The following is a 15,459-nucleotide window of genomic DNA, read 5'->3' as shown; positions in this document are numbered from 1 at the left end:
GACCGGTGAGTGATCGGCTGATCGTGCGGGGCGCCCGCGAGCACAACCTACGCGGGGTGGACCTGGATCTTCCGCGGGACGCGATGATCGCGTTCACCGGGCTTTCCGGGTCCGGCAAGTCGTCGCTCGCGTTCGACACCATCTTCGCGGAGGGGCAGCGTCGCTACGTCGAGTCGTTGTCCGCCTATGCCCGGCAGTTCCTCGGCCAGATGGACAAGCCCGACGTCGACTTCATCGAGGGCCTGTCGCCGGCCGTGTCGATCGACCAGAAGTCCACCAACCGCAACCCGCGGTCGACGGTGGGCACCATCACGGAGGTGTACGACTACCTGCGTCTGCTCTACGCGCGTGCGGGGTCGGCGCACTGCCCGCAGTGCGGTGAGCCCATCACGCGGCAGACACCGCAGCAGATCGTCGACCAGGTGCTGGACATGGAGGAGCGCACCAAGTTCCAGGTGCTGGCCCCTGTGGTGCGTACGCGCAAGGGCGAGTTCGTCGACCTGTTCGAGCAGCTCGCGGCGCAGGGTTTCGCCCGCGTGCGTGTGGACGGCGAGGTCTACCCGCTCACCGACCCGCCGAAGCTGAAGAAGCAGGAGAAGCACGACGTCGACGTGGTCGTCGACCGGCTCACCGTCAAGGCGTCCGCCAAGCAGCGGCTGACGGACTCGGTGGAGACCGCGCTGCGGCTGGCGGACGGCATCGTCGTGCTCGACTTCGTCGACCGGGACGACGACGCGCCGGACCGCCTGCGCAGGTTCTCGGAGAAGCTGGCCTGTCCCAACGGCCATGCGCTGGCCATCGACGACCTCGAGCCCCGGTCGTTCTCCTTCAACTCCCCGTACGGCGCGTGCCCGGAGTGCGCGGGCCTGGGCATCCACAAGGAGGTCGACCCGGACCTCGTGGTGCCGGACCCGGACCTGAGCCTCGCGGGGGGCGCGGTGGCGCCGTGGTCGACGGGCCAGAGCGCCGAGTACTTCGGCCGGCTGCTGTCGGGCCTGGCGGGGGAGCTCGAGTTCGACGTCGACGCGCCCTGGCGGTCGCTGCCCAAGAAGGTGCGGACCGCGGTGCTGCACGGCAGCGACGCCCAGGTGCACGTGCGGTACCGCAATCGCTACGGACGCACCCGCTCCTATTACGCGGCCTTCGAGGGCGTGATCCCGTTCCTGCACCGCCGGTTGGAGCAGACCGAGTCGGATCAGATGAAGGAGCGCTACGAGGGCTACATGCGAGACGTCCCGTGTCCCGCGTGCGGCGGTGCCCGTCTGCGCCCGGAGATCCTGTCGGTGACGCTGTCCGGCGGACAGAGCGGGCGCAAATCCATCGCCGAGGTCTGTGCCCTGTCGATCTCCGATTGCGCGAAGTTCCTGGGCGGCCTCACGCTGGGCAGGCGCGAGGAGGCCATCGCGGGGCAGGTGCTGCGTGAGGTGCAGGCGCGCCTGGGGTTCCTGCTGGACGTGGGGCTGGAATACCTGTCGCTGGAGCGGCCGGCGGCCACGCTCTCGGGCGGGGAGGCGCAGCGCATCCGGCTCGCCACGCAGATCGGCTCGGGCCTGGTGGGTGTGCTCTACGTGCTCGACGAGCCGTCGATCGGTCTGCACCAGCGCGACAACCACCGGCTGCTCGAGACGCTGTCGCGGCTGCGCGACCTGGGCAACACGCTCATCGTGGTCGAGCACGACGAGGACACCATCCGTGCCTCAGACTGGATCGTCGACATCGGGCCGATGGCCGGTGAGCACGGCGGCAGGATCGTGCACAGCGGGGGCTTCGCGGACCTGCTCGACAACCCGGAATCGCTCACGGGCGCATACCTGGCCGGGCGTGAGCGGATCCCGCTGCCCGAGGCCCGCCGTCCGGTGGACCCCGGTCGGATGCTCACGGTGGTCGGCGCACGCGAGAACAACCTGCGCGACATCGACGTCGCGTTCCCCCTCGGCGTCCTCACCACGATCACGGGCGTGTCCGGCTCGGGCAAGTCGACGTTGGTCAACACCATCCTCTCCACCGTGCTGGCCAACCGGCTCAACGGCGCGCGGCAGGTGCCGGGGCGGCACAAACGGGTCGCCGGCCTGGACAACCTGGACAAGCTCGTGCAGGTGGACCAGTCGCCGATCGGCCGGACTCCCCGGTCCAACCCCGCCACCTACACGGGCGTGTTCGACAAGATCCGGTCGCTGTTCGCCGCCACGACGGAGGCCAAGGTGCGCGGCTACCAGCCCGGGCGGTTCTCGTTCAACGTCAAGGGCGGGCGTTGCGAGGCCTGCTCCGGCGACGGCACTTTGAAGATCGAGATGAACTTCCTCCCGGACGTCTATGTGCCGTGCGAGGTGTGCCACGGCGCCCGGTACAACCGCGAGACCCTTGAGGTCCGGTACAAGGGCAAGACGATCGCCGAGGTCCTCGAGATGCCCATCGAGGAGGCGGCGGAGTTCTTCAAGCCGATCACGTCGATCCACCGGTACCTGGCCACTCTCGTCGACGTCGGATTGGGTTACGTGCGCCTGGGCCAGCCCGCGCCCACGCTCTCGGGCGGCGAGGCCCAGCGCGTCAAGCTGGCCGCCGAGCTGCAGAAGCGTTCCAACGGGCGCACCGTCTACGTGCTGGACGAGCCCACCACGGGCCTGCATTTCGAGGACATCCGCAAGCTGCTGGCGGTGATCGGTGGCCTGGTGGACAAGGGCAACACGGTCCTGGTCATCGAGCACAACCTCGACGTGGTCAAGACGTCCGACTGGATCATCGACATGGGCCCGGAGGGCGGGGCCGGCGGGGGCACCGTCGTCGCATCCGGCACGCCCGAGGACATCGCTGCGGCGCCCGAGAGCTACACGGGCCGCTTCCTCAAGCCGATGCTGCGCTGATCGCGCGCCGCCTCACGGCTCGTCGATGGCCGTGAGCGGGTCGGTGCGCGCCGCGCGGGACGCCGGCCACACCGCCGCGGCCACGCCCACGGCGGCGGAGCCGGCGAGCATTGCCAGCGACTGTGCCCAGGGGATGGCGAGGTGATCGATCCCCTCATTGCGCAGCGCGTGCACGAAGGCCGCCCCGAAGGCCAGGCCCAGCACCACGCCGACCACCGCCCCGTACACGGCGATGAGTGTCGACTCGAGGTACACGGTCCGGCGCACCTGGGCGCGGTGGGTTCCGATGGCGCGGAGCATGCCGATCTCCCGGCGCCGCTCGACCACGGAGAGTGCGAGCGTGTTGACGATCCCCAGCACCGCGATGACGATCGCGAGCGCCAGCAGGCCATAGAGCACGGCCAGCATCTGGTCGATCTGCCGGGCCTGCGCACCGCGGAACTCGTCGCGGTCCTGCACCTGCACCACCAGGTACGGGTCGGTGGCCGACGTCAGCGATTCCCGCAGGGCGGCCGGCGTGGTGCCGGGCGCGGCGTCGACGAGCATGAGGACGTCTCGGCGCGCGAGCTCCGGCACGAGCGCGCGGTACGCGGCCTCGCCGACCACCCAGTCGCCCAGCGCGGACTGCGGTGCGTACGTGCCGCGGACGACGCTGCGGAACACGGTGCCGTCCGGCCCGGTCAGCTCGACGGCGTCGCCGACAGTCCAGCCGTGGCGGGCGGCAGCGTCGGTGGACACGAGCATCCCGTCGCCGGTGAGCTCGGCGTTCCCGGAGACGATATCCATCCGCAGGAGATCCGCCACCGGGCCCGAGGCGGCGAGCCCGGCGGTCGATGCGCCGTCCAGTTCCGCGCGCACGGGGTGGAACCGGACCACCGCGCCCACGCCGGGGGCCGCTGCGGCGGCATCGGCGGCGCGCGGCGGGATGCCGGAAGGCCCGATGCCGGTGAGGACGAAGTCCGCGCGGATCCCGGTGTCGATGAGCGCGTCCACGCTGCTGCGGGCGGAGGCTCCGAACACTCCGATCAGGGTGACGAGCATGAGCCCGAGCGTGAGGGCGAACCCGGTCGCCGAGGTGCGGCGGGGGTTGCGGGTCGCGTTGGTGACGGCGAGGCGTCCGGGTGCGCCGAACACCCGTGGGACGGCGGCGCCGAGGATCCGGATCACCGGCGAGGACAGCGCGGGCGAGACCAGCAGCGCGCCGACCAGCACTGTGGCCGCGCCGGCTCCGACGACCGACGCGGCCACAGGGGTCGTCTCCGCCAGCGCGCCGAGTACGAGAGCGACGGTGCCGCCGGCGATCCCCAGCGCGCCGACCGCCGTGCGCCGACGCAGCGACGTCCCGGTGGACGCGAACTCCGCGCGCATTGCGGCCACAGGCGGCACCGCGGACGCACGCCGCGCCGGCACCCAGGCGCTGGCGACGGTGACGACCGCACCGAGGATCAGTGCGGCCACCACCGTCCTCGCGGTCACAGCCAGGTCACCGCGGGGCAGGCCCAGGTCGGCGGCATTGAGTGCGGCGCGCAGTCCATAGGCCAGTCCGATCCCCGCGGCGAGGCCTACCGCGCTGCCCGCCAGGCCCACCGCCGCCGCCTCGCCCAGCACCGAGCGGCGGATCTGCCGACGGCCTGCGCCGACGGCCCGCAGCAGCGCCAGCTCGCGCATGCGCTGCGCGACGATCATTGAGAAGGTGTTGTAGATGATGAAGGTCCCGGCGAGTAGCGCGATCGCGCCGAAGGCGAGCAGGAAATAGTTGACGAAGCGCAGCGCGTCGTCCAGCTGCGACTGCACACGCTCGCGTACCTGCGCGCCGGTCTCGACCCGCAGCTCCGGGGTGCCGGGCAGGGCCGCGGCGATCTCGTCGCGCAGCGTCGCGGGTGCGGTCCCGGGGGTGGCGGTCACCTGGAACGCCCCAACGTGGGAGCCGTCAGTGAACAGGGCCCGGGCCTGTTCCGCGGTGAACTCGACCCCCACGTAGCCGCCGGTGTCCGCGGCGGGGGAGTAAATCCCGGTGACGGTGACGTCCTGGAGCCCCTTTGCAGGGACGAGCACCTGTGTGCGGTCGCCCACGTGCAGGCCCGCCGCGCGCGCGGCGGCGTCGTTGAGCATCACCTCACCGTCGGTGGAGGGCGGCGCGCCCGCCACGATGGGCTCCGGGTCCCCCGGCGCCGTCCCGGGGCGGGTGTAGGACAGGCCCATGCTGGGGGCGCCGCCGGTTTGCACGGGCTTCCCGTCGGCGTCGACGAGCACCACGGGCCCCGACACCTGCGGGGTGACGTCCGCGACGTGCTGGAGGCCGCGGAGCAAGGGGCCGTACGCGTCGGGAACGCCGCCCGCGCCTGGGTGCTCCGTGGAGACTTGCACGTCGACGCCCTCGGCCACGTCGGCGAACACCCCGTCGAACGCCTTGTGCAGGGTGTCGGTGAAGACGAAGGATCCGGCGACGAACGCGGTGCCGAGGACCACGGCGACCACGGTGAGCGCCAACCGAACCCGGTTGGCGGCGAGAGTGCGCAGTGCGACCCGGCGAAGTGCTGGAGTGCGCCCGGCTCCCGCCCGGACCCGCGCGCAGTTCACGAATCCAGGACCTTCATCCGGTCCAGCACCGTGTCCGCGGCGGGGTTGCGCATCTCGCCGACGATGCGCCCGTCGGCAAGGAATACGACGCGGTCGGCGTAGGCCGCGGCCGTCGGTTCATGGGTGACGATGACCACTGTGTGCCCGAGCCTGTCCACCGCGTCGCGCAGGATGCCGAGGACCTCGCCGGACGAGCGCGAGTCGAGGTTGCCGGTGGGCTCGTCGCCGAAGACCAGCTCGGGGGCCCCGACGAGGGCCCGGGCACACGCGACGCGCTGCTGCTGCCCGCCGGAAAGCTCGGACGGTCGGTGCCCGAGGCGGTCGCGCAGCCCGAGGCGGTCGACCACGTTGTCGTAGAGGTCACGGTCCACCGTGCGCCCGGCGATGTCCACGGGCAGGGTGATGTTCTCCGCGGCGGTGAGCGTGGGCACCAGGTTGAACGACTGGAACACGAAGCCGATCCGGTCGCGACGGAGCGCGGTGAGTTCCTTGTCGCCTAGGCCGCGCAGTTCGGTCTCGCCCACGCGTACGGAGCCGGACGTGGGGGAGTCCAGGCCGGCGAGGCAGTGCATCAGAGTCGACTTGCCGGAGCCGGACGGGCCCATGATCGCAGTGAACTCCCCCCGCGGCAGCGTGAGGTCCACCCCCGCCCGGCCTTCCCCGCCCAACGCCACCACCGCCGTGGCTCCGGAACCATAGGTTTTGACCAGGCCCTCAGCCTGGGCGGCGGGAGTCCGGGCGTGCGCGTTCATGACACCGAGTATGACGCGTGGTGGCGCAGGGCGCGAGGAGAACTCAGCGGACCGGTCCGGTGAGGTGCTCGCCGGGGCCCTTGCCTGGCTCGTCGGGGATCGCGGAGGATTCGCGGAATGCGCGCTGCAGCGATTGCAGACCGTCGCGCAGGGGTGCGGCGTGCGGCCCGAGGTACTCCGCGGACTCGGTGATCAGGCCCGCGAGCGCCTGGATGAGCCGCCGCGCCTCGTCGAGGTCGCGACGCGGGCTGGCGTCCGGATCCTCGTCGGCGAGGCCCAGTTTCTCCGCGGCGGCGCTCATCAGCATGACGGCGGCGCGGGAGATCACCTCGATGGCGGGGATGGAATCGAGTGCGCGGACGGGCGCCTCGGCGTCGGCCGGGGAATCCGCGCCGGGGACGGGGGTCGGCTGGGAGTGATCGGTCATGCCTGGTAGCCTTGCACTCACGACCGCCCCCGGAACAACCGGGGGCAACAAGTGGAGTCCCGCTCCCACCGCTCGACGACTGTACCGCGACGCCCCCGAGGCGACGGATACGACGGTTGCGCGGTCCGGTCCACCCCGCGTCTGTGCGGACCCTCGTGGACTGCGTGCGCCGCTGCAGGCGCCCCGCAGCCTCCGAGGCCCCCGCGCGTCGGGCCGTGGAACGGTCGGTGACGGGCCCCTGGCGGGTCCGGGCGTCAGCCCGGGCATGCGCAGGGGCCCTACTGCTGAGGTGAGGCGCCATTTCGTCGGCGCGCGTGCCGGCGGTGGATTCTGTGGTGTTGCTCGCGGCCGTGCAGAGAACGCAGTACCTACCGAGGAGGCCCCATCAGCGCTGACAACCGCATCAACGACCGCATCCGCGTACCGGAGGTCCGTCTCGTCGGACCGGGCGGAGAGCAGGTCGGGATCGTGCGTGTCGAGGATGCACTCCGGCTGGCAGTGGAGGCGGACCTGGACCTGGTCGAGGTCGCGCCCACGGCCCGTCCGCCGGTGTGCAAGATCATGGATTACGGCAAGTTCAAGTACGAGGCCGCGCAGAAGGCCCGGGAGTCGCGCCGTAACCAGCAGCAGACTGTGATCAAGGAACAGAAGCTCCGGCCCAAGATCGACGATCACGACTACGAGACCAAGAAGAAGAACGTCGTCCGCTTCCTCGAGCAGGGCTCCAAGGTCAAGGTCACGATCATGTTCCGCGGCCGCGAGCAGTCGCGTCCGGAGCTGGGCTTCCGGCTGTTGCAGCGTCTCGCCTCCGACATCGAGGAGCTCGGCTTCGTCGAGACCCCGGCCAAGCAGGACGGTCGCAACATGACGATGGTCGTGGCGCCGCACAAGAACGCCAAGACGCGCGGTCAGGCCAAGCAGGACGGCGGCGGTCGCGGCCGCAGCGGCAAGCAGCCGGCGGATGCGCAGGGGGCCGGCGCGTAGGCGCTGCGGTCCGATTTCGACAGGACCCCCCACCGGGGCGCGGAACGAACGCGTCCGCGGCCCGGGAGGGCAAACAACCATGAAAGTTCGAGGATTCCATGCCTAAGGCCAAGACCCACAGCGGTACCGCCAAGCGCTTCAAGGTCACCGGCAGCGGCAAGCTCCGCCGTGAGCGCGCCGGACGCCGTCACCTGCTCGAGCACAAGTCGTCCCGCCGCACCCGGCGCCTGGAAGGCACCGCCGACGTGCACAAGAACGACACGGCCCGCGTCAAGCGCCTGCTCGGCAAGTGACCGGCCGCCGTTCGCAGCGGCAGTAGTCCCGACATCCCCTCCGGGCGCGCAGCGCCCCTGAGTTCGACAGGATCTTTCAAGTGGCACGCGTGAAGAGGGCGGTCAACGCCCAGAAGAAGCGTCGTACGGTTCTCGAGTCCACGAAGGGCTACCGCGGTCAGCGTTCGCGGCTGTACCGCAAGGCCAAGGAGCAGATGCTCCACTCGATGACCTACTCCTACCGCGACCGCCGGGCGCGCAAGGGAGACTTCCGCAAGCTGTGGATCGCGCGCATCAACGCCGCGGCCCGCGCCAACGACATGACCTACAACCGCTTCATCCAGGGCCTCAAGGCCGCTGACGTCGAGGTGGACCGCAAGAACCTCGCCGAGCTGGCCGTCGCGGACCCGGAGGCCTTCGCGGGCCTCGTCGCCGTGGCGAAGGCGGCGCTGCCCGCCGACGTCAACGCTCCGGCCGGCGACGCCGCCTGACGGGCCGGCCCACGGTCGCACGGAAGGACGCACCCGCATTGGCACCCCGGAGTACGGACGACTCGGCACGGGGCGCGGATGCCGGGACACGGCCCGCGGATCCGCTCTCTGAGCGGAATCCGCGGGTCGTGTCGGCTGTCAAGCTCCACCGCGCGGCGGAACGCCGCCGGCGCGGCCTGTTCCTGGCGGAGGGCGCCAACGCGGTGATCTCCGCGCTGGAATCCGACCTCGGCGGGGATGCGGGGGAGCCCGTCTGCACCGAGATCTTCTACACGGCGACGGCCGCTGCGCGGCCCGTCAACCATGACGTGCTCGCCCGAGCGCACGCTCACGGCGTCCCGGTCCGGCCGGTGTCCGAACGTGCGGCCGCGCGCCTGTCCGAGACGGTCACCCCGCCGGGCATCGTCGCGGTGTGCCGCCTCCTCGACGTCGGCCTCGACGCGGCGCTGGGCGCGTCGACGCCCGGGCTGGTCGCGGTTTCGGTGGGCGTCGCGGACCCCGGCAACGCCGGGACCATCATCCGGATCGCCGACGCGATGGGCGCGCGCGCCGTCGTCCTCGCGGGCGACACCGTCGACCCGCACAACGGCAAGTGCGTGCGCTCGTCGGCGGGCAGCGTCTTCCACGTGCCGATCACGCGCAGACGTGACACCGCGGGAGTGCTGGCGGAGCTGCGCGCGCGGGGAGTGCGGATCCTGGCCACCGCCGCCGACGGCGAGGTGGACGTCGACGCCGCCGACGAGCTGCTGTCCGGGCCCACCGCGTGGCTGTTCGGCAACGAGGCGCACGGACTGGGCGCCGAGGACGTGGCGTCCGCGGACCATCGCGTGCGGATTCCCATCGGCGGACGCGCGGAGAGCCTCAACCTGGCCACTGCGGCGGCGATCTGCCTGCACGCGTCCGCCCGTGCGCAGCGGCGCGCGGGCACCCGTGGCTGACGGCCCTGTCCCGCGGGTCCCATAAACTTCATCCGTGCCGCCGGCCCGGGCCGGCCGAGAACCGACGAGGAGTGTTCCCCAGTGGCTGTGGAGACCGAGCAGGACGGGCAGGCCGCCGTATCGCGGTCCGATTACGCCGAGGAGCGACTGACCGCCGCCGCGGAATCGGCCGAGGCGGCGTTCGCCGGCGCCGCGGACCTGGACGGTCTCGCGGAGGCCCGGCACGCCCACCTGGGCGACCGTGCGGTCCTGCCGTCGGCCAAGCGCGGGCTGGGCTCGCTGCCCAAGGGCGACCGCAAGGAGGCGGGGCGGGCCGTCAACATGGCGATGGGCCGCGTGCACAAGGCCTACGAGGCGCGTCGGACCGTGTTGCTCGCCGAGCGTGACGCCGCCGTCCTGGTTTCCGAGGCGATCGACGTCACCGCCCCGTCGACCCGTCGCCCCGTCGGCGCCCGGCACCCCATCACGCTGATCACCGAACAGATTACCGACGTCTTCGTCGGCATGGGCTGGGAGGTGGCGGACGGGCCGGAGGTGGAGACCGAGCACTTCAACTTCGATGCCCTCAACTTCCTGCCGGATCACCCTGCGCGCACCATGCAGGACACCTTCCACATCGCGCCGGAGGGCTCCCGGCAGGTGATGCGCACGCACACCTCGCCCGTCCAGGTGCGCTCGATGCTGAGCCGCGACCTACCGTTGTATGTGGTGTGCCCGGGGCGGACGTTCCGCACCGACGAGCTCGACGCCACCCACACGCCGGTCTTCTCGCAGATCGAGGGGCTGGCCGTGGACAAGGGGCTGACCATGGCCCACCTCAAGGGCACGCTCGACGCGTTCGCCCGCGCGCTCTTCGGCGAGGAGACGCGGACCCGTATGCGCCCCAACTACTTCCCGTTCACCGAGCCCTCCGCGGAGGTCGACGTCTGGTTCCCCCGCAAGAAGGGCGGCGCCGGCTGGGTGGAATGGGGCGGCTGCGGCATGGTCGACCCGAACGTGCTCATCGCGTGCGGCATCGACCCCGAGGTGTACTCCGGATTCGCGTTCGGCATGGGGCTCGAGCGGACGCTGCAGTTCCGCAACGGCATCCCCGACATGCGCGACATCGTCGAGGGCGACGCCCGTTTCACGCTGCCGTTCGGGGTCGAAGTGTAGGACTCCGGGCAGTCGAGGGTGCCGCGGAGACCGCGAACACCTGATCCGCGATCGACAACCACCACTTCCACGATCGACAAACACCACTTCCACGATCGAGAGAGCGAAGCAACGTGCGAGTAGCGCAATCCTGGGTGACCGAGGTCCTGCAGCAGGCCAACGCGGGCTGGCAGGTGACGCCCGACGAGTTGGACGCGGGCTTCGTGCGCGTGGGCCTCGAGGTGGAGGAGGTCACCGGTTTCGAGGCCGTCCGCGGTCCCGTCGTCGTGGGCCGGGTGGCGCGGATCGTCGAACTCGAAGGCTTCAAGAAGCCCATCCGGCACTGCCAGGTGGAGGTGGGCGAGCCGGAGCCGCGCAGCATCGTGTGCGGCGCCCGGAACTTCGCCGAGGGAGACCTGGTCGTCGTCGCGCTGCCGGGGGCGGAACTTCCCGGCGGTTTCGCCATTGCCTCGCGGAAGACCTACGGCCAGATCTCCGACGGCATGATCTGCTCGCCGGCCGAATTGGGCGTGGGGGCCGATCACTCCGGGATCCTCGTGCTCGCGTCGACGGCGGGCACGACGGGCGGGCATGCGCCGGGGGAGGACGCCCTTCCGCTGCTCGGGCTGGACGATTCCGTCTTCGAGCTCGCGGTGACGCCGGACCGCGGCTACTGCCTGAGCCTGCGCGGCCTGGCGCGGGAGCTGGCCTGCGGCTTCGACCTGTCCTTCGCCGATCCGGCGGCGGTGGGGCCGCTGCCCGCGGAGGCGGAGGGGCCTGCGGTGGAGCTGCGCGCCGAGACCGGCGCCCTGCGCTTCGCGATGCGCGAAGTCTCGGGAGTGGACCCGGCGGCGCTCACGCCGTGGTGGATGCGCCGGCGCCTGCTGCTCTCCGGCATCCGGCCCATCTCCCCGGCCGTCGACGTGACCAACTACGTGATGCTCGAGCTGGGGCAGCCTCTGCACGCCTTCGACGCGGACAGGGTGCGCGGCGGGCTGGTCGTGCGGCGCGCGGCGCCGGGCGAGTCCCTCACCACGCTGGACGGGGTCGAGCGCACGCTGGACGCCGAGGATGTCGTGATCTGCGACGACTCCGGCCCCGTCTCGCTCGCCGGGGTGATGGGCGGCGAGTCCACCGAGGTCCGTGACGCGTCCACCCGCATCCTCCTCGAGGCCGCCTGCTGGGATCCGCTCGCGGTGTTCAAAACGGCCCGGCGCCACAAGCTGCCCAGCGAGGCGAGCCGCCGGTTCGAACGTAACGTGGACCCGGCGGTTGCCGCCGCCGCACTCGACCGTGCCGCGGCGCTGCTCGTCGCGATCGCCGGCGGCCGCGTGGAGCCCGTGCTCACGGATGTCGGGCGCGTGCCGGAGGCCGCCGCGATCACGATGGCCTCGGAGCTGCCCGCACAGGTCGCCGGCGTCGGCTACGCGCCCGGCGCGGTGGAGCACCGGCTGCGGCAGGTCGGCTGCGACGTCCGCGCCGACGGGGACCTGCTCGCGGTGACGCCGCCGACCTGGCGCCCCGACCTGACCCGCCCCGCCGACCTGGTGGAGGAGGTGCTGCGCCTCGAGGGCCTCGAGAAGATCCCGTCGGTGGTGCCGGCGACCCCCGCCGGCCGGGGGCTCACCCCGCGGCAGCGCCGCCGCCGGTCCGTGGGGCGTGCCCTCGCGCACGGCGGATACGTCGAGGTGCTGCCCAGCCCGTTCCTGCCGGCCGCGGTCTTCGACACCTGGGGATTGGATGCCGACGACCCCCGCCGTGTCACCTCCGAGGTGCTCAACCCGCTGGAGGCGGACCGCCCCGCGCTGGCGACCACCCTGCTGCCGGGGCTCCTGGAGATCGTCGCCCGCAACGTGGCCCGCGGCCGCCGCGACCTGTCGTTGTTCTCCATCGCCCAGGTCGTCCATCCGCATCCCGGCACCGCACCGGTGCCGGCGCTCCCGGTGGACCGGCGTCCCAGCGACGCGCAGATCAGCATGCTCATCGACTCGTTGCCGGACCAGCCGGTGCACGTCGGCGCGGTGCTCACCGGGCTGCGTGAGCCGCGGGGGCAGTGGGGGGCGGGGCGCCCGGCCGACGCGGCCGACGCCATCGACGCGGCGCGGCTCATCGCCCGCACCGCGGGGCCGGCGCTGGAGATCGAGGCCGCGCAGCACCTTCCCTGGCATCCGGGGCGGTGCGCGCGGCTGTCGGTGGGCGGGCGCACCGTCGGGTACGCCGGTGAGCTGCATCCCGCAGTGCTCGAGCGCGCGGGCCTGCCGGCCCGCACCTGTGCGGTCGAGATCGATCTGGACGCGCTGCCGATCACCGAGAACTATCCGGCGCCCACCATTTCGGCGTATCCGGCGGTGCTGCAGGACGTGGCGGTCGTGGTGGATGCCGACGTACCCGCGGCGGCGGTCGAGGCTGCACTGCGCGAAGGCGCCGGGGCGCTGCTCGAGGACCTGACGCTGTTCGACGTGTTCACGGGCGACCAGCTGGGCGGCGGGCGCAAGTCGCTGGCCTATGCGCTCACCTTCCGCGCCGGCGACAGGACGCTCACCGAGGACGAGGTCAGTGTGCACCGCGAGGCGGCGGTGGCCGCGGCCGCCGCCACGGTGGGGGCCGAGCTCCGCAGCTGACGCGGGGCGCCGGGCGGGGCGTACGCGGATCTTGCATGAAGATTCGGGGGCGTGCATACTCATACGTATGACGACGAAGGTTGCGGTCGCCGGTGCCAGCGGTTATGCGGGAGGGGAGATCCTGCGCCTGCTGCTGGGGCACCCGGGCGTCCAGGACGGTTCCATCGAGATCGGTGCGCTGACGGCCGGCGGCAACGCGGGCGCGTCGCTGGGTTCGCTGCAACCGCACCTGACGCCCCTGGCGGGCCGCGTGCTGGAGGACACGAGCCTCGAGGTGCTCCGCGGTCACGACGTGGTCTTCCTGGCCCTGCCGCACGGCAAGTCGGCCGAGATCGCCGCGGTGCTGCCGGAAACGGTGACGATCATCGACTGCGGCGCGGATTTCCGGCTGGGGGAGGCCGCCGAGTGGGAGCGCTACTACGGCGGCGACCACGCCGGCACGTGGCCGTACGGGCTGCCGGAGCTGCCGGGCAACCGGGAGGCGCTGCGCGGGGCGAAGCGGATCGCCGTGCCCGGTTGCTACCCCAGCACGGCGAACCTCGCGATCACGCCCGCCGTGGCGGCCGGGCTCGTGCAGCCGGAGGTCACCGTCGTGGCCGTGAGCGGCTCGTCCGGTGCCGGGCGGTCGCTGCGCACGGATCTGCTCGGCTCGGAGATCATCGGCTCGGCGCGCGCCTACGGCGTCGGCGGGGCGCACCGGCACACGCCGGAGATCATCCAGAACCTTTCGCGGTTCGCGGGCTCCGAGGTGTCGGTGTCGTTCACGCCCGTCCTCGCACCCATGGCACGCGGGATCCTGGCCACGTGCGTGGCGCCGCTCGCGCCCGGCGTGGAACCGGACGAGGCCGCGATGCACGCGGTGTACGAGAAGGCCTACGCCGACGAGCCGTTCGTGCACGTGCTCCCGCAGGGACAGCTGCCGCAGACCAGCTCGGTCGTCGGATCGAACGCCGTGCACGTGCAGGTCACCGTGGATGAGCGTGCGGGGCGCCTGGTGGCGTTGGCCGCGCTGGACAACCTGACCAAGGGCACCGCGGGCGGCGCGGTCCAGTCGATGAACCTCGCCCTGGGGCTGCCGGAGACCCAGGGCCTGCCAATCGCAGGGGTGGCACCATGACCGATTCAGTGGATGGAACGGATCCGGCCGAGTCCGCGGGCGCCGCGCAGCACGCGCAGGCGGAGACCAGGGTGGTGACCGATCAGGGCATCACGGCCGCGGCGGGGTTCCGCGCGGCGGGCATCGCCGCCGGGATCAAGGCGAGCGGACGCCCGGACCTGGCCCTGCTGCTCAACGAGGGGCCGGACTTCGCGGCCGCGGGCGTGTTCACGCGCAACAAGGTCAAGGCGGCGCCGGTGCTGTGGTCGTCGCAGGTCCTGCAGGACGGGCGACTGCGGGCGGTGATCCTCAACTCCGGGGGCGCCAACGCCTGCACGGGCGCGCCGGGATTCCAGGACGCGCACCGCACCGCCGAGGAGGCGGCCGCGGCGCTGAGCGATTGGGGCAGCGAGACGGGTGCGGGCGACGTGGCGGTGTGCTCCACCGGGCTCATCGGCGACAGGCTGCCGATGGACGAGCTGCTGTCCGGGGTGCGTGAGATCGTGCACGAGCTCGGCGGCGGGCTCACCGGAGGCGACGCGGCCGCACGGGCCATCATGACCACCGACACCGTCCCCAAACAGGCGGCCGTGCACCACGCCGGCAAGTGGAACGTGGGCGGAATGGCCAAGGGCGCCGGCATGCTGGCGCCCTCGCTGGCGACGATGCTGTGCGTGCTCACCACCGACGTGGCGGCGGCGCCCGGGCAGCTGGACGAGGCGCTGCGGAAAGCGACCGCGCGCACCTTCGACCGGCTCGACATCGACGGCGCCACCTCCACCAACGACACGGTGCTGCTGCTCGCGTCGGGTGCGAGCGGGGTGAGCGCGCCCCAGGACCAGCTCGATGCCGCAGTGCTGGCGGTGTGCGACAACCTGGCGGAGCAGATGATGGCGGACGCCGAAGGCGTGACCAAGCGCGTGCGCATCACGGTCGAGGGCGCGTCCACCGAGGACGAGGCGCTCATCGGTGCCCGCACCATCGCCCGCGACAGCCTGGTCAAGACCGCGCTGTTCGGCTCGGACCCCAACTGGGGGCGGGTGCTGGCGGCGATCGGGATCGCCCCCATCGCGCTGGACCCCGACCGCATCCGGGTGTCGTTCAACGGGGCCCCCGTGTGCATCGACGGCATGGGCGCGCCCGGCGCGCGGCAGGTGGACCTGAGCGGCGAGGACATCCACGTGCTCGTCGAGCTGGGCATGGGCGGCGGCGCGGCCTCCATCCGCACCACCGACCTGTCGCACGCGTACGTCGAAGAGAACTCGGCCTACTCGTCGTGAACGGCGACGGCCAGGCCGCACAG

12 protein-coding genes are annotated in these 15,459 nt (G+C 72.1%); 9 read left to right on the top strand and 3 right to left on the bottom strand.

Annotated elements, in window-relative coordinates; translation table 11 throughout:
- Nucleotides 1-5 precede the first annotated feature (5 nt).
- Nucleotides 6-2,861, top strand: a complete 2,856-nt coding sequence (uvrA, locus tag H4F70_RS13070) for an excinuclease ABC subunit UvrA (RefSeq protein ID WP_182357500.1) — start codon at nt 6-8, stop codon at nt 2,859-2,861.
- 12 nt (nt 2,862-2,873) lie between these two features.
- Here uvrA and H4F70_RS13065 read toward each other — a convergent pair whose 3' ends face one another.
- Genes H4F70_RS13065 through H4F70_RS13055 form a run of 3 tightly spaced genes read right to left on the bottom strand, consistent with a single transcriptional unit; the run spans nt 2,874 to nt 6,620 of the window.
- A complete protein-coding gene (locus H4F70_RS13065) occupies nt 2,874-5,441 on the bottom strand; it encodes an ABC transporter permease (protein WP_182357499.1) in 2,568 nt (855 codons plus the stop codon).
- The gene (locus H4F70_RS13060; protein WP_182357498.1) at nt 5,438-6,193 is read right to left on the bottom strand and encodes an ABC transporter ATP-binding protein; all 756 of its coding nucleotides are present in this window, start codon (nt 6,191-6,193) and stop codon (nt 5,438-5,440) included. The genes H4F70_RS13065 and H4F70_RS13060 overlap by 4 nt, the downstream gene beginning before the upstream one ends.
- A gap of 43 nt (nt 6,194-6,236) precedes the next feature.
- A complete protein-coding gene (locus H4F70_RS13055) occupies nt 6,237-6,620 on the bottom strand; it encodes a DUF1844 domain-containing protein (protein ID WP_182349282.1) in 384 nt (127 codons plus the stop codon).
- Between the two features lie 330 nt (nt 6,621-6,950).
- On the opposite strand from H4F70_RS13055, the gene infC reads away from it, so the two are divergent.
- The 8 genes from infC to argJ all read left to right on the top strand — a co-directional run bounded on the left by infC (nt 6,951) and on the right by argJ (nt 15,436).
- Entirely contained in the window at nt 6,951-7,604 is a 654-nt protein-coding gene (gene infC / locus H4F70_RS13050) for a translation initiation factor IF-3 (protein WP_182349299.1), read from the top strand.
- A 98-nt stretch (nt 7,605-7,702) separates the two neighbouring features.
- On the top strand, nt 7,703-7,897 hold the full coding sequence (gene rpmI, locus H4F70_RS13045; protein ID WP_143908834.1) for a 50S ribosomal protein L35: 195 nt from the start codon (nt 7,703-7,705) through the stop codon (nt 7,895-7,897).
- An 80-nt stretch (nt 7,898-7,977) separates the two neighbouring features.
- The gene (gene rplT / locus H4F70_RS13040; RefSeq protein WP_182349281.1) at nt 7,978-8,367 is read left to right on the top strand and encodes a 50S ribosomal protein L20; all 390 of its coding nucleotides are present in this window, start codon (nt 7,978-7,980) and stop codon (nt 8,365-8,367) included.
- A 128-nt stretch (nt 8,368-8,495) separates the two neighbouring features.
- Nucleotides 8,496-9,305, top strand: coding sequence for a TrmH family RNA methyltransferase (locus tag H4F70_RS13035; protein WP_235681100.1), 810 nt, complete (start codon nt 8,496-8,498; stop codon nt 9,303-9,305).
- An 87-nt stretch (nt 9,306-9,392) separates the two neighbouring features.
- Complete coding sequence (pheS, locus tag H4F70_RS13030) at nt 9,393-10,460, top strand: phenylalanine--tRNA ligase subunit alpha (protein ID WP_182360394.1); 1,068 nt, start codon at nt 9,393-9,395, stop codon at nt 10,458-10,460.
- A 113-nt stretch (nt 10,461-10,573) separates the two neighbouring features.
- The gene (pheT, locus tag H4F70_RS13025; protein ID WP_182357496.1) at nt 10,574-13,060 is read left to right on the top strand and encodes a phenylalanine--tRNA ligase subunit beta; all 2,487 of its coding nucleotides are present in this window, start codon (nt 10,574-10,576) and stop codon (nt 13,058-13,060) included.
- 67 nt (nt 13,061-13,127) lie between these two features.
- The gene (gene argC, locus H4F70_RS13020) at nt 13,128-14,177 is read left to right on the top strand and encodes an N-acetyl-gamma-glutamyl-phosphate reductase (protein WP_182357495.1); all 1,050 of its coding nucleotides are present in this window, start codon (nt 13,128-13,130) and stop codon (nt 14,175-14,177) included.
- The gene (argJ, locus tag H4F70_RS13015) at nt 14,174-15,436 is read left to right on the top strand and encodes a bifunctional glutamate N-acetyltransferase/amino-acid acetyltransferase ArgJ (RefSeq protein ID WP_182357494.1); all 1,263 of its coding nucleotides are present in this window, start codon (nt 14,174-14,176) and stop codon (nt 15,434-15,436) included. Before argC ends, argJ begins: the two co-directional genes overlap by 4 nt.
- Nucleotides 15,437-15,459: the final 23 nt, after the last annotated feature.

The sequence above is a fragment of the Tomitella gaofuii genome, from assembly GCF_014126825.1.
GTDB classification, from domain to species: domain Bacteria; phylum Actinomycetota; class Actinomycetes; order Mycobacteriales; family Mycobacteriaceae; genus Tomitella; species Tomitella gaofuii.
The sequence above is the reverse complement of the archived record's forward strand: the minus strand, read 5'-3'. Positions and strand labels throughout refer to the sequence as shown.